The 13,568-nt window shown below is 23.2% G+C and carries 16 protein-coding genes and 4 tRNA genes; 7 read left to right on the top strand and 13 right to left on the bottom strand.

Going from position 1 to position 13,568, the window contains the following annotated elements:
• Window positions 1–31 precede the first annotated feature (31 nt).
• Window positions 32–265 (top strand): hypothetical protein, encoded by a 234-nt coding sequence (locus tag AAHM89_RS07545; RefSeq protein WP_342265934.1) that lies wholly within the window; start codon window positions 32–34, stop codon window positions 263–265.
• A 463-nt stretch (window positions 266–728) separates the two neighbouring features.
• On the opposite strand, the gene AAHM89_RS07540 is transcribed toward AAHM89_RS07545, so the two are convergent.
• From AAHM89_RS07540 to AAHM89_RS07520, 5 genes are all read right to left on the bottom strand, one after another.
• Complete coding sequence (locus AAHM89_RS07540) at window positions 729–1,547, bottom strand: Cof-type HAD-IIB family hydrolase (RefSeq protein WP_342265933.1); 819 nt, start codon at window positions 1,545–1,547, stop codon at window positions 729–731.
• A gap of 213 nt (window positions 1,548–1,760) precedes the next feature.
• Window positions 1,761–1,845: transfer RNA gene (locus tag AAHM89_RS07535), tRNA-Leu, on the bottom strand.
• Window positions 1,846–1,849: 4 nt separating this feature from the next.
• Window positions 1,850–1,925, bottom strand: a tRNA-Lys gene (locus AAHM89_RS07530).
• 56 nt (window positions 1,926–1,981) lie between these two features.
• Window positions 1,982–2,056 (bottom strand) — tRNA-Glu (locus AAHM89_RS07525).
• 24 nt (window positions 2,057–2,080) lie between these two features.
• Window positions 2,081–2,155: transfer RNA gene (locus AAHM89_RS07520), tRNA-Asn, on the bottom strand.
• A 245-nt stretch (window positions 2,156–2,400) separates the two neighbouring features.
• On the opposite strand from AAHM89_RS07520, the gene AAHM89_RS07515 reads away from it, so the two are divergent.
• Genes AAHM89_RS07515 through AAHM89_RS07500 form a run of 4 tightly spaced genes read left to right on the top strand, consistent with a single transcriptional unit; the run spans window position 2,401 to window position 4,783 of the window.
• On the top strand, window positions 2,401–2,760 hold the full coding sequence (locus AAHM89_RS07515; RefSeq protein ID WP_342265932.1) for a hypothetical protein: 360 nt from the start codon (window positions 2,401–2,403) through the stop codon (window positions 2,758–2,760).
• A gap of 35 nt (window positions 2,761–2,795) precedes the next feature.
• Window positions 2,796–3,398: a hypothetical protein gene (locus tag AAHM89_RS07510; RefSeq protein WP_342265931.1), complete on the top strand. Its 603-nt coding sequence runs from the start codon at window positions 2,796–2,798 to the stop codon at window positions 3,396–3,398.
• The gene (locus tag AAHM89_RS07505; protein WP_342265930.1) at window positions 3,376–3,564 is read left to right on the top strand and encodes a hypothetical protein; all 189 of its coding nucleotides are present in this window, start codon (window positions 3,376–3,378) and stop codon (window positions 3,562–3,564) included. The genes AAHM89_RS07510 and AAHM89_RS07505 overlap by 23 nt, the downstream gene beginning before the upstream one ends.
• A gap of 58 nt (window positions 3,565–3,622) precedes the next feature.
• The gene (locus AAHM89_RS07500) at window positions 3,623–4,783 is read left to right on the top strand and encodes a hypothetical protein (RefSeq protein ID WP_342265929.1); all 1,161 of its coding nucleotides are present in this window, start codon (window positions 3,623–3,625) and stop codon (window positions 4,781–4,783) included.
• 90 nt (window positions 4,784–4,873) lie between these two features.
• Here AAHM89_RS07500 and AAHM89_RS07495 read toward each other — a convergent pair whose 3' ends face one another.
• Together AAHM89_RS07495 and AAHM89_RS07490 are read right to left on the bottom strand one after the other, a co-directional pair.
• Window positions 4,874–6,106 (bottom strand): hypothetical protein, encoded by a 1,233-nt coding sequence (locus AAHM89_RS07495; RefSeq protein ID WP_342265928.1) that lies wholly within the window; start codon window positions 6,104–6,106, stop codon window positions 4,874–4,876.
• Between the two features lie 193 nt (window positions 6,107–6,299).
• Entirely contained in the window at window positions 6,300–6,923 is a 624-nt protein-coding gene (locus tag AAHM89_RS07490) for a DDE-type integrase/transposase/recombinase (protein ID WP_342265927.1), read from the bottom strand.
• Between the two features lie 493 nt (window positions 6,924–7,416).
• On the opposite strand from AAHM89_RS07490, the gene AAHM89_RS07485 reads away from it, so the two are divergent.
• A complete protein-coding gene (locus AAHM89_RS07485; protein WP_339045912.1) occupies window positions 7,417–7,839 on the top strand; it encodes a transposase family protein in 423 nt (140 codons plus the stop codon).
• 23 nt (window positions 7,840–7,862) lie between these two features.
• Window positions 7,863–8,270: a transposase family protein gene (locus AAHM89_RS07480; protein WP_339045908.1), complete on the top strand. Its 408-nt coding sequence runs from the start codon at window positions 7,863–7,865 to the stop codon at window positions 8,268–8,270.
• Window positions 8,271–8,453: 183 nt separating this feature from the next.
• On the opposite strand, the gene AAHM89_RS07475 is transcribed toward AAHM89_RS07480, so the two are convergent.
• The 6 genes from AAHM89_RS07475 to AAHM89_RS07450 form a co-directional block, all read right to left on the bottom strand.
• Window positions 8,454–9,383 (bottom strand): DDE-type integrase/transposase/recombinase, encoded by a 930-nt coding sequence (locus AAHM89_RS07475; protein WP_342265926.1) that lies wholly within the window; start codon window positions 9,381–9,383, stop codon window positions 8,454–8,456.
• Window positions 9,384–9,491: 108 nt separating this feature from the next.
• Window positions 9,492–9,833, bottom strand: coding sequence for a transposase family protein (locus AAHM89_RS07470; protein WP_342265925.1), 342 nt, complete (start codon window positions 9,831–9,833; stop codon window positions 9,492–9,494).
• Between the two features lie 23 nt (window positions 9,834–9,856).
• The gene (locus AAHM89_RS07465) at window positions 9,857–10,279 is read right to left on the bottom strand and encodes a transposase family protein (RefSeq protein ID WP_342265924.1); all 423 of its coding nucleotides are present in this window, start codon (window positions 10,277–10,279) and stop codon (window positions 9,857–9,859) included.
• A gap of 83 nt (window positions 10,280–10,362) precedes the next feature.
• Window positions 10,363–11,094: a hypothetical protein gene (locus AAHM89_RS07460; RefSeq protein WP_342265923.1), complete on the bottom strand. Its 732-nt coding sequence runs from the start codon at window positions 11,092–11,094 to the stop codon at window positions 10,363–10,365.
• Between the two features lie 13 nt (window positions 11,095–11,107).
• Window positions 11,108–11,962 carry a bifunctional 5,10-methylenetetrahydrofolate dehydrogenase/5,10-methenyltetrahydrofolate cyclohydrolase gene (locus tag AAHM89_RS07455; RefSeq protein ID WP_342265922.1) on the bottom strand — a complete coding sequence of 285 codons (855 nt, stop codon included), beginning with the start codon at window positions 11,960–11,962 and terminating at the stop codon, window positions 11,108–11,110.
• Window positions 11,963–11,983: 21 nt separating this feature from the next.
• Window positions 11,984–13,471, bottom strand: a complete 1,488-nt coding sequence (locus tag AAHM89_RS07450) for a TrkH family potassium uptake protein (protein ID WP_342265921.1) — start codon at window positions 13,469–13,471, stop codon at window positions 11,984–11,986.
• Window positions 13,472–13,568: the final 97 nt, after the last annotated feature.

Below are 13,568 nucleotides of genomic sequence, written 5' to 3'. Positions count from 1 at the left end.
GTACTTTATTTTTTTGAAAGGGGAAATTTAAATGGCTAGACAAAATGAAGAAAAAAGAGCAGAGCTTGATCAAAAGATATCTATTTTACAGGAAATGATACGTATTGTAGAAGAAAAAAATAATGTTGAACCAAACCCTGATGAAAAGTTGATTAGAATTAATCAACTGATAATTGATGATTATAAGAACAAACTTTCTTTATTAGTAAAAGAAAGAGAAAATAATGATTGAGAAACAATTAATTTAGAAGATATTTATTGATAAACCTTCAACAAGTCAAAATAAATGAAGTTTATCAAAAATATAAAAAAAGTTACCTTTCTCTATAACCCTACTAGGTAAGTATTTTGATTATACTTTATCATTGTTGATTTGTATAGCAATTTTAGTGTTTTTTTTAAAATTTCAATATTTTTTTATATTTAAAAGAGTCAGATTTAAAATCTGACTCTTTTAAGGAATTATCTATCTATCTATTTGTTTTTAGGATTTTCTTTAGCATTAGCTCATAATGCTGCTGCTTTTCCAAAAGCCTCAGTGTGTTTTAATTCTGGGTGTTCTGCTTTAACTTTTGGCAATGTAGCTTTCATAAAAATATTAAAAACAGTAGGTTTTTTTTGCTGCCATATTTTCCTTCTCCTTTCACTTTTCTTATATTATTATAATATATTTTAATTATTAGTGTGTTAATAAACTATAAGAGTATATTTTTAAAAATATTAAGTTTTTATTTTTTAAAAACATAATTATTAATAATATATCCAACTCCATGTTCATCATTATTTGGAGCAATAGTTTTACCATATGGTTTTAAAGCAATATTAGCATTTTCCATTACTATTGGATGACCAGATACTTCAAACATTGGTAAATCATTAAATCCATCACCAATCGTTAATGCATCTTTAGTGTCAATATTTAAATGATTACATAATCATTGTAGTGCTGAACCTTTATTAATGTTTTTATTACCAATTGAAAAAACATTTGTATGATATTGAACAATTGTTAAATCTGGAAAGTTAGTTTCAAAATTATTAATGAATTTTGTAATTTCATTAGCCTTTCAATATTTTTCTAAAATAACCATTACTTTTGAAATTGGCATTTTAATATCAGTACTATTAGTTAACTTAATAATTTTAATTTGCAGATTTTCAACTCATGTACTTCAACTATTAGCCGCATGGTTAACATACAAAGTATCAATACTATTAAAATGTAAAATCATTTGTTTATTATATTTGGTTAATCATTCATAAAGTTTAATTGTTGTTTCTGAATTTAATTGTTGTAAATAAATTCATTTTTGTTTAGTATATGATCAAATTTCAGCGCCATCATTACCAATAATATAACCATCATATTTTTCAGCATTAATCATTTTACCAACACGAATAGCATTTTCACCATATCTACCTGTATTAATTACAACTTTAATATTATTTTTTTGAGTTTTTAAACAAGCATTAAGATTAATTTCACTTAAGGCACTGCCACTATCAAATAAAGTACCATCTACATCAGTAAAAATTATTTTTACCATCAATCATTTCCTGCTTTCTTTTTTCTATTATTTTATTAATATTATAAAGATAAAATAATAAAATACTATATATTTCCATAGAATAAAATTTCTTAAATTAAAATAAAATATTATGTTTAAAATATAATATTTTATTTTAATTTTTATATAATAAAAATTTCAAAAAAGAAAAAAACCTTTAATGAAAAACATAAAGGTTAATAAAATAATGTATGGTGCGGAACAAGGGACTTGAACCCTCATGCCTTTCGGCGCCAGAGCCTAAATCTGGTGCGTCTGCCAGTTTCGCCAATTCCGCATTTTGGTGCCCCGTATAGGCCTCGAACCTACAACCCTCAGATTAAGAGTCTGATGCTCTGCCAATTGAGCTAACGAGACATCTAGGGGAATAAAAAACAAGTAATTATAATACTTGCAGTCTAAATATTAATTAATGGTGACTCGTACGGGGATCGAACCCGTAATGTAGGAATGAAAATCCTATGTGTTTACCAATTCACCAACGAGCCGTAGAAAACAAGAGTTTAGAATAATGGCGCCCAGTATAGGATTTGAACCTATGACACTTCGATTAACAGTCGAATGCTCTGCCGCTGAGCTAACCGGGCATTTACTAAACCTTAATTATTATATTGAAGAAAAGTATAATTTGCAATAACTAATAAAGTTTTTTTTATTTTTTTCTTGATTACGGCAATGTATATGCTTTATTAATCATTTTTTTAAATTAAATATAATAATAACTTAAGTATTATTTGTAATAATGAATACTATTAATGGTAAAAGTAATTAGAAAGAAGTAAACATAGAAATCATGTAGAATTACATTATTAATATAAAGGGGTTTTAATTTATGAAGTTATTATTAGCAACATTAAGTTTTTTAACATTTGGAACAACTTTAGGAACTTTTGGAAATGTATTAAGTACGAATCTAAGCAAAATAAATAATAGTATTAAAGAAACTTATACTATAATTCCTAATTCATTTAGTTTGAAAAGTGAATTAAGAAAAGAAAAAATGAATACTGATAATATTGATATTGATATGTTAGATGGAATGACAAAGGCTATTATTCGTTATATGCCAGATACAACAGATTTACCTTTTTTAGTTAAAGAGGTTAATTTGCTTTGACTAAGTAATGATATTAGTCAAATAATAACTAAAAAAGCATTGCCTTATAGTAAAAGTTTTGAAAAAACGGAATAGTTGATAAAGATTTAATTTTAGAATCAATTAATATTATGAATGTTACTAAGTTTTCTAATAATGATTTAGATGTACTAATTAATCAAGATAATAAAAATATTTCTTTAATAGCAAAAAGTAATAGTCACTTTCAAGGGAAAATAGATATTTTAAATAAGCCAGTAGAATTTTCGGATATTTTTTATGAACAAAATCTTGGAAAAATTTATTTTAATACTGATATGTATGAAAAAAGCACATTCTTACATCCAACAAGTCAATTTGGGAGATTTGCAACAGTTATGGAATATTTGGGAAATCGTAATAAATTAATAAAATTTTATGAAAATGAGATTACATCTGCTTTAACTAGTTCAGCATTAAAAATATATGAGTTAAGTTTTCCCAATTTTAATAATGAAGGAAAGATTGAATTTAGTTTTGCAATTGAAAATATTATGAATTATTCATCATTTAAAGCAAACTTTTTACCATTACCAACAGAAAATAATCGAGTTTTTATTAACTACCAAGGTAAACAACCAAAAAATGATGAAGAAATTGACATTAAGTTAGAAGGATTATATACAGAAAATAATAAAAATAAATTATTTTATGATGTTGTAGTAAAGACACTTGGTAAAAAAAAATGCTGATAAGTATAAAGATATTTTATATAATGAATTTCTTATTGAGAGTTTTAATAAAAAATTAAAAACTGCAAAAATAACTCCTAAACCAGGATCAAAAATATTTGCTTTTTCAACAAAAATATCAGAAAGTTATACAGAAATACCTTATTATAAGTTAAATATTTCATGATAGCATAATTAAATTAATATAAATCCCTAATTATTTAAATATAGATTCAGGAGATAAAGTTATGAGAAAAATAATTAGATTTTTTTTAAATTATATTTTGGTTAGTGCAACAACAATAAATGTTATTGCTTGTAGGTGAGGTTGTACTAATAATGATTATGATTTAGCTGATGAAAATGAGCAAGATATTTCTGGTAATTATATTGTTCCTGATATCAATAAGAGAATTAATAAAGTAGTAAGTGATCGCATAAATTTTATTGAAGGTGAAGATGCTGCCAGTTTAAAACAATGATATTTAAAAAATTCGCAAAATTGATTTAATAAAACTAGTAAAAAACTAAACTTTGTTACTAATTTAGAAGAAAAAATTCAATATCAGGCAAAAAAAGAATCGATTAATGAATTTAACTTGTTAGCAAATAATAAGAGTAATTTTACAGATTTTTCTGATTTACAAAATCAAATTAATACTACTAATCTTGGCAAAACTTATACAAATGTTAATTGGGATACATTAATTAATTCATCTACAATAAATGCTAATGAAAAAGCAGAGATAAAAGATAAATTAGTTCGATTTTATAATATATTTGCACAAATTTATGGTAAAAAAAATGTTCTTAAACTTTTATATCGAGTGGCTAAAATTAATAAAAATGGCTTATTTGGTTTTGTTAAATCTGGTTATGTTTATGATTCACAATTTCAAAATTATTCATTAGTTCAAGTTATGGCAATAAATCCAAATTCTCTTAGTAAAAGAACTCAATATTGGCAATATGTTAGTGGTTATAAAGCTTCAAAAAGTATTATTAGAACAATTGTTCATGAATATGGTCATGCTTTAGGCTCTTTTATTCGTTTAAATTTTCAAGGAAAACAAAGAATAAATTCACTTGCAGATAATGATCCTAAAAAATGATGAAATAATTATTTTAATTCATCTTATTTATTAAAAGATAATCTAGAAAAAGGAGAAATAACTGATGAAACTAATTATATGATTTCATCATTAGCAAATGGTACAAAAATTAACGATCCAATTTATCAAAAACTTTTAGCATATGGTATTGTGAGAAGTGAATATGGCCGAGAATCACATCTTGATTTATTTGCCGAAGCCTTTGATCAGTGAATAGATACTGAAGAAAGTCAACGTAATATTGCATGAGAAAAATTAGATAATTTTTTTAGAATTGATTTGCCTAGAATATTATAAAAAATATGAATCTAAAATTTAAGTTCAAATTAATAAAAGAAAAAATAAAATATCTTATTAGAAACAATAAGAATTTATATAAAATAAATTTTATAATTTTCTTGAATTATTCTTAATTTCACTACTTAAAGTTTCATTATTTAAATTATATTTATTTATTTCTTTTGAATTAAAACTTTTAATTTCTTCTTTTCTTAATAAAAGTTGTGGTGAATTTTTAATTTGTTCTTCTGTAAATGACTCAATTTGTGTGGGTGTAAATGCTTGGATTTGTTTTTCATTAAAATATGGAATTTGTCAATCTGTAAATCAGGGTATTTGTTTTTCATTAAAATAAGTAATTTGTGTGGGTGTAAACTCTTTAATTTGTTCTTTTGTGAGTGCTTGTATTTGTGTTTTTGTAAATGTTTGAATTTGTTTTTCATTAAAATAAGTAATTTGTGTGGGTGTAAACTCTTTAATTTGTTGTTCTATAAATGCAGATATTTGTTTTGTTGTAAATGTTAAAATTTGTGTGGGTGTAAATGCTTTGATTTGTTTTTTATTAAAATATGGTATTTGTTCTTCTGCTATTGCTAAAACTTGTTTTGATGTAAAAACCGAAATTTGAGTTGGTGTGAGTGCTTGAATTTGGAGATAAATAAGTCAATGAATTTGTTCTTTTGTAAAAGTTTGTATTTGTTGTATTGTTAGTGCTTGAATTTGTTCAGTTGTAAATCAGGGTATTTGTTTTTCATTAAAATAAGTAATTTGTGTGGGTGTAAACTCTTTAATTTGTTCTTTTGTGAGTGCTTGTATTTGTGTTTTTGTAAATGTTTGAATTTGTTTTTCATTAAAATAAGTAATTTGTGTGGGTGTAAACTCTTTAATTTGTTGTTCTATAAATGCAGATATTTGTTTTGTTGTAAATGTTAAAATTTGTGTGGGTGTAAATGCTTTGATTTGTTTTTTATTAAAATATGGTATTTGTTCTTCTGCTATTGCTAAAACTTGTTTTGATGTAAAAACCGAAATTTGAGTTGGTGTGAGTGCTTGAATTTGGAGATAAATAAGTCAATGAATTTGTTCTTTTGTAAAAGTTTGTATTTGTTGTATTGTTAGTGCTTGAATTTGTTCAGTTGTAAATCAGGGTATTTGTTTTTCATTAAAATATGGAATTTGTGTCTCCATAAAATAAGTAATTTGTTGTGGTATTAATGCTTGAATTTGTTCTTTTGTGAATACTGAGATTTGCTCCTTTGTAAAAGTTTGTGTTTGTTTTTTGGTGAATCAAGAAATTTGTTCTTTTGTTAGCCAAGTAATTTGTTCTGTTGTAAGTGACAAAATTTGTGTCTCTGTTAATGTTTGAATTTGTTTTTCATTAAAAAATGGTATTTGTTCTTTTGCAAAATATGAGATTTGTTTTTCTGTAAAAACTGAAATTTGTTGTGGTGTTAATGTTTGAATTTGGATATAAATAAGTCAATAAATTTGGGTGGTTGGCCCTTAATTACTGGACCATTTTTGATATAAAATTCTAAATTTTAATTTGTAAAATTGGTGGTTTTAGAAATTTAGAATGTATTCTTTCATAATTATAAAACATAACATATTGATTTACATCATTTATAGCTTCATTGATGGATAAATATTGATTTGATCCTTTAGGTAGTCATTCTTGAGATAAATGAGAAAATCAGTTTTCAGATAATACATTACCACCAATATCATAAGGTTGTTTTTTGCTTAAAATTATTTGTTTATCCTCTGCTCATTTTGTGATATCCTGACAATAAAATTCGTTGGCGTTATCTGAATGTAAAATAACATTTTTTACTTGATTTCAAGAAAATTGTTTGTTGATTTTTTCAAGAGCAGGAAGAATTAAATCCTGATATGATTTATTAGGAGCAATATTATAACTAACAACATTATTTGAATAAAAATCAATAATTACAAAAAGATATAATCATCCTTCTTTAGTATTTATTTGTTTAGTGTCCATTGATCAAATTTGATTTGAAGAGGTTGTACTTTTATAATCTTTGTTTACTTTATCCATTGTAGGTATTCACTTATTTGGATTTTTTTTGTTTTTAGGATAGTTATTTTTAGTTTGTTTTAATCCTTGAATATTGTGTTCTTTCATAATTTTTCGCATTTGTTTTATTGATAATTCTATATTTAAAATGATATTTTTTTCTTGTTTTAATCACTCTTTAAAAGCTGAAAAAATTCTTAAATATCCATAAATTCTGCCTTTTCTTGTAGAATGAAATTCGATTAAAAGTTGGCATATTTTTTGATATTTATGATTGCATTTAATAATATGATTTTCTTCTTTTTTAATAGGTTTTTGTTTATTTTTTAAAAAGTAATATGTTGATCTGTTTAATTGAAGATATTGACATAGGTTTCTAATTGAATATTGATTTTTACGGTGGTTGGCCCTTAATTACTGGACCATTTTTGATATAAAATTCTAAATTTTAATTTGTAAAATTGGTGGTTTTAGAAATTTAGAATGTATTCTTTCATAATTATAAAACATAAGACATATTCCGTAATTAAATTTTTTAAAAGTCAATTAATAATTTTAAAATTTATTTTATAATTTTGTTATTAACAATAAATTTAGAAAAGTGTTGATAAAAATGATTTTTGAAAATTTAAAAAAATTAAAAAATGAAGAATTTTACAGATATTTTGGTATAAAACGTTTTCATTTTAATGAAATGTTAGAAAAATTAATTGAAATAGAAAAATTAGAAAAAAATAAAGGTCGAAAAAATAAACTTTCAGTAGAAGAAAGATTAATGATGACTTTATTATACTGAAAAGAATATTATACTTTTTTTCAAATGAGTATTAAATCTAAAATGAGCCCATCAAGTTGTTTTCGAAATATTACTTGAGTAGAAAATAAACTTAGTAACCACAAAGATTACCAATTTTTAAAAGAAAGATATAAATTAAAAATTGATAAAAAACAAGAAAATTCAAATGAATTTCAATTTTATTTAATTGATTCAACTGAGATTGAAATTGAAAGACCAACTAAAAAAAACTACAGTTAGAATATTTTTCTGGTAAAAGTTGAATGTATTCTATAAAATTTCAAATTGTATATGATTTTTTTAATAAAAAAATTGTTGATATTTTTGCTGATAATGGTAAAGTGCATGATTTTCAAATATTAAAAAATTCAAATCTTGAATTTTCAGAAAAAACAATAATTATTGGTGATTTAGGATATCAAGGTATACAAAATATTTATAAAAATACAATAATACCAATTAAAAGAACTAAAAATAAAAAATTAACTAAACAAGAAAGAAAATACAATAAGATTGTATCTAAAATTAGAATTAAAGTTGAACATGTCTTTGCTTGATTGAAAAGATTCAAAATTTTAGTAAATAAATGTAGAAAATCTAAATTTAGACTTATGTACTTAAGATTTAACTTACTTTGTGAAATTTTTAATAAAATAAAACCATTAAAATAAAAAAAATATTAAAAATATTTTTTTAAAATTTAAATTTTTATCGAGTTAATATAAAAATATTATTAACAATTTTTTGTTTAAAATGTAAACTCATTTTTTAAACTATTTTTTCAAAAAATATTTATTTCTATATTCAATAACACTAAATAGTTTTAAAACAATTTTATTGACAATTAATTAAATTTAATTACGGAATATGTCTATAACATATTGATTTACATCATTTATAGCTTCATTGATGGATAAATATTGATTTGATCCTTTAGGTAGTCATTCTTGAGATAAATGAGAAAATCAGTTTTCAGATAATACATTACCACCAATATCATAAGGTTGTTTTTTGCTTAAAATTATTTGTTTATCCTCTGCTCATTTTGTGATATCCTGACAATAAAATTCGTTGGCGTTATCTGAATGTAAAATAACATTTTTTACTTGATTTCAAGAAAATTGTTTGTTGATTTTTTCAAGAGCAGGAAGAATTAAATCCTGATATGATTTATTAGGAGCAATATTATAACTAACAACATTATTTGAATAAAAATCAATAATTACAAAAAGATATAATCATCCTTCTTTAGTATTTATTTGTTTAGTGTCCATTGATCAAATTTGATTTGAAGAGGTTGTACTTTTATAATCTTTGTTTACTTTATCCATTGTAGGTATTCACTTATTTGGATTTTTTTTGTTTTTAGGATAGTTATTTTTAGTTTGTTTTAATCCTTGAATATTGTGTTCTTTCATAATTTTTCGCATTTGTTTTATTGATAATTCTATATTTAAAATGATATTTTTTTCTTGTTTTAATCACTCTTTAAAAGCTGAAAAAATTCTTAAATATCCATAAATTCTGCCTTTTCTTGTAGAATGAAATTCGATTAAAAGTTGGCATATTTTTTGATATTTATGATTGCATTTAATAATATGATTTTCTTCTTTTTTAATAGGTTTTTGTTTATTTTTTAAAAAGTAATATGTTGATCTGTTTAATTGAAGATATTGACATAGGTTTCTAATTGAATATTGATTTTTACAATCATCAATAATTTTAATTTTTTCTTTGATATTTAATTTGTTAATTACTAATGCTATTTGTTTAATTTTATCCATTAATAAAAATCCTTTCAGGTTAAAATTAGTGTTAATTATATAACACAATTGTTTTTAGAATACATTCAGGTTTTTTAAATTAATGGTCTAGTAAAAAGGGCTAAGTGGCTAAGTGGCTTTTCTACATTTATTTACTAAAATTTTGAATCTTTTCAATCAAGCAAAGACATGTTCAACTTTAATTCTAATTTTAGATACAATCTTATTGTATTTTCTTTCTTGTTTAGTTAATTTTTTATTTTTAGTTCTTTTAATTGGTATTATTGTATTTTTATAAATATTTTGTATACCTTGATATCCTAAATCACCAATAATTATTGTTTTTTCTGAAAATTCAAGATTTGAATTTTTTAATATTTGAAAATCATGCACTTTACCATTATCAGCAAAAATATCAACAATTTTTTTAATAAAAAAATCATATACAATTTGAAATTTTATAGAATACATTCAACTTTTACCAGAAAAATATTCTAACTGTAGTTTTTTTTAGTTGGTTTTTCAATTTCAATCTCAGTTGAATCAATTAAATAAAATTGAAATTCATTTGAATTTTCTTGTTTTTTATCAATTTTTAATTTATATCTTTCTTTTAAAAATTGGTAATCTTTGTGGTTACTAAGTTTATTTTCTACTCAAGTAATATTTCGAAAACAACTTGATGGGCTCATTTTAGATTTAATACTCATTTGAAAAAAAGTATAATATTCTTTTCAGTATAATAAAGTCATCATTAATCTTTCTTCTACTGAAAGTTTATTTTTTCGACCTTTATTTTTTTCTAATTTTTCTATTTCAATTAATTTTTCTAACATTTCATTAAAATGAAAACGTTTTATACCAAAATATCTGTAAAATTCTTCTTTTTTTAATTTTTTTAAATTTTCAAAAATCATTTTTATCAACACTTTTCTAAATTTATTGTTAATAACAAAATTATAAAATAAATTTTAAAATTATTAATTGACTTTTAAAAAATTTAATTACGGAATATGTCTATTGAAATAAATCATGATCAATTTCTTTTTCATCAATTAGAATTTTTATATTTATAACCTTTAGTAGTAATTTCAATTTCAATTTCAGTTTCAACATATTTTATTGTAATTTCATGATTTCCTTTAAATAATAGTTCTTTTATTAAAGAATCTGATGAATTTCTAAAAGTAAAACGTAATTTTTCATTTAAAGAAACTTCTTTATTTAAAGTATCTTTATCTATTCATCAATATCCAACATCGTTAAATTCTTCTCAATCTTTTTCAAAGGAAGAAATATTGAAATTATTTTTTACTATTTTTGAGGTTCAAACTTTTACAACGTAAATATTATTTTTTGATATTAAATTATTTTTTAAAAGAAATAAGTTTTGATTAATTTTATTAATAAACTCATTAGTTTTTAAATTATATTCAGTGTTAATATTTATATATTTTTTACTTAAAATATAATCTCAAGCAAAATTATTCATTCCTTTTATTCAATCATCATATAATTTTTGTATATTAACTTCTATTTTAAAAATAATAGTATTATTTTCATTATGTATTTGATAATCTGAATAATTTTCTGGTTTTAAAAAATGTAAAGGACTATCAAAATAAACACTATTTGTTGAAATAGTTTCTTTTAAAAACTTAAATTTTAATAATTCTAAATTATTTTTTTCAATATTATTTAATCTTTTTTTAATCCAATTTTTCTTTAACAATTGATTCTCCAATTTAATTATATTTATTATTTAATTGATAGCAAATCATTAAATTTTCTAATAACATGGCAATAGTCATTGGTCCAACACCACCAGGCACAGGAGTAATTGCTGAAGCGGTATTTTTCATTATTTCAAAATTAATATCACCAACAACTTTTTTTTCTTTACCTTGATAATTAATTGCTACATCAATAATAACAACATCACGTTTAACTTGACTACTATTAATAATATTATAGACACCAGTAGCACTACAAATGATATCAGCTTCTTTAGTATAAAGAGTTAAGTCTTTAGTTAATTTATGAACAATGCTAACAGTTGCTCCCATATTAGTTAATGATAAAGCCAATGGTTTACCAACAATATTACTATCGTTAATGATAGTAATATTTTGTTTAGAAATGGGAATTTGATAGTGATTTAGTAATTTTAAAATACCTTTTACTGTACAAGGCAACATTGCTTTTTTATCACCTTGTAATAATCTTCCGGCATTAATATTTGTTAAACCATCAACATCTTTATTAATAGTAATGCTATTAATAATTGCTAATGTATCTAAATGTTTTGGTAGTGGTAATTGTACTAAAATTCCATCAATATTATTATCACTATTTAATTGTTCAATTTTATTAATTATTTCTTTTTGTGTTACTGCTGTTGTTAGTGAAAATACTTGTCCATCAATACCACATTCTTGACATGCTTTAATTTTAGTTCGTACGTACATTTGTGATGCTAAATCTTCACCAATAATTATTACTGCTAGTTTAGGTTTACGATTAGTAATAGTTGTTACTTGTGCTTTAATTTTTGCTTTAATTTGCTGGGCAATTATTTTACCATCTAAAATTTTTATCATATGTGTTCACCGTTTCTTAATTTATCCAATTAATACGTTTTCTTCAACTCTACTTATCGTTGGTTTTGATTTACGATCACTTCAAGCAAGAACAGTAGTTGATACTCCTAATTGTCCCACAAACATGACAAAAATTAAACTAAGTTGACTAAAAATACCTAATTTGGAATTATCAAATAATGAAAGTCCTGTTGTTCCAAAAGCACTTGAAACATCAAAAATTACTTGTGCAAAGGTCATATCAGAATTATCTATTATAAAAACATTTTCAATTGTGATAATCATTACTGATACAAAAACTAAAATAAAACCAAGTGTGCCGACTATAAATGACATACGAACAGTTTGATTAGGAATTTTACGCTTGAATACAAAAACATCATTACGGCCACGGGCAATATTAAAAATTGTTAAAAGAATGATTGCTAAAGTTGTCGTTCTAATTCCTCCGGCAGTACTTGCTGGTGAAGAACCAATTCACATCATTAATGATTGGATCATTTGTGAGGCAAGGTGAAATTTATTTAAGTCAACTGTATAGTATCCAGCATTTCTTGTTGACATTGTATTAAAAAAAACAGCCATAATTGCATCAGATGTCGATAAATTTTTAAAAATGGGCTCTTGCCTTGATGGAGTTATGACATTACGTGAAAAATATTCAATAAACATAACACTACTAACACCCAATATCGTAACTAAAAAATATGTTATTAATGTTAGTTTAGTAAATAAACTAAATCTAAATTTTTTACCATGAGTTTTATTTTTAATTCAATGATATAAATCATAATAAACAGGAAAACCAATACCACCAATTACAAATTCAATAATAAAAATTCACTGCACAAAATAATCACTCTGAAAAGGTTCTAATGAAGTTATACCAACTATATCAAAACCAGCATTATTAACAGCAGAAATCGAGTGGAAAATTCCCGATCATAATGCTAATAGTATGTGATTATAGTAACCTGTATTATTGTTTAGACCATATTCTATTCCTGAGATAGGCACAAAATAAAAATATAAAAATAAAACAATTGCTCCCAAAAATTCAGTAATTGTCATAACAATAATCCCAATTTTTAATACATCAATAGTCGTTCCTAATTTATTAGAACCACGTTCACCTTGCATTAGTAATCTTTCTCTTAAACTAGTATGTCGATTAAATACAAATAAGGATAATATTGCTAGTTTAACTGTAATTAAACCAATACCACCAAATTTAATTAAAATTAAAATAATAAATTGCCCAAAGAAAGTAAAGTCATTAGCAGTGCTTTTTACTGTTAAACCAGTATCAGAAAACGCACTACTAGCAGTAAAAAGGGCAGGCAAAAAGTTTCATTGTCCTTTTGTTGTGGCAATTGGTGTCATTAAAAGTATTGTTCCAACTAATAAAGTGAAAAAATATAAATTAAACATTTGTCGGGGACGAGTTTTACCAACAAAAATAATTTTAAAAATATTTTTTACACTACGATAATTAACCTTAGATAGCATCAAAAAACTCCTAAAATAACATTTTCTTTTATTATTATACTATACTATAGTCATTTCTATTAAATATTAGTTTTAAATTTAAAATACCAATATTTTA

Source organism: Spiroplasma endosymbiont of Villa modesta, assembly GCF_964030925.1.
Taxonomy (GTDB): Bacteria; Bacillota_I; Bacilli_A; order Mycoplasmatales; family VBWQ01; genus Spiroplasma_E.
This window is presented reverse-complemented; position numbering and strand designations above follow the sequence as displayed.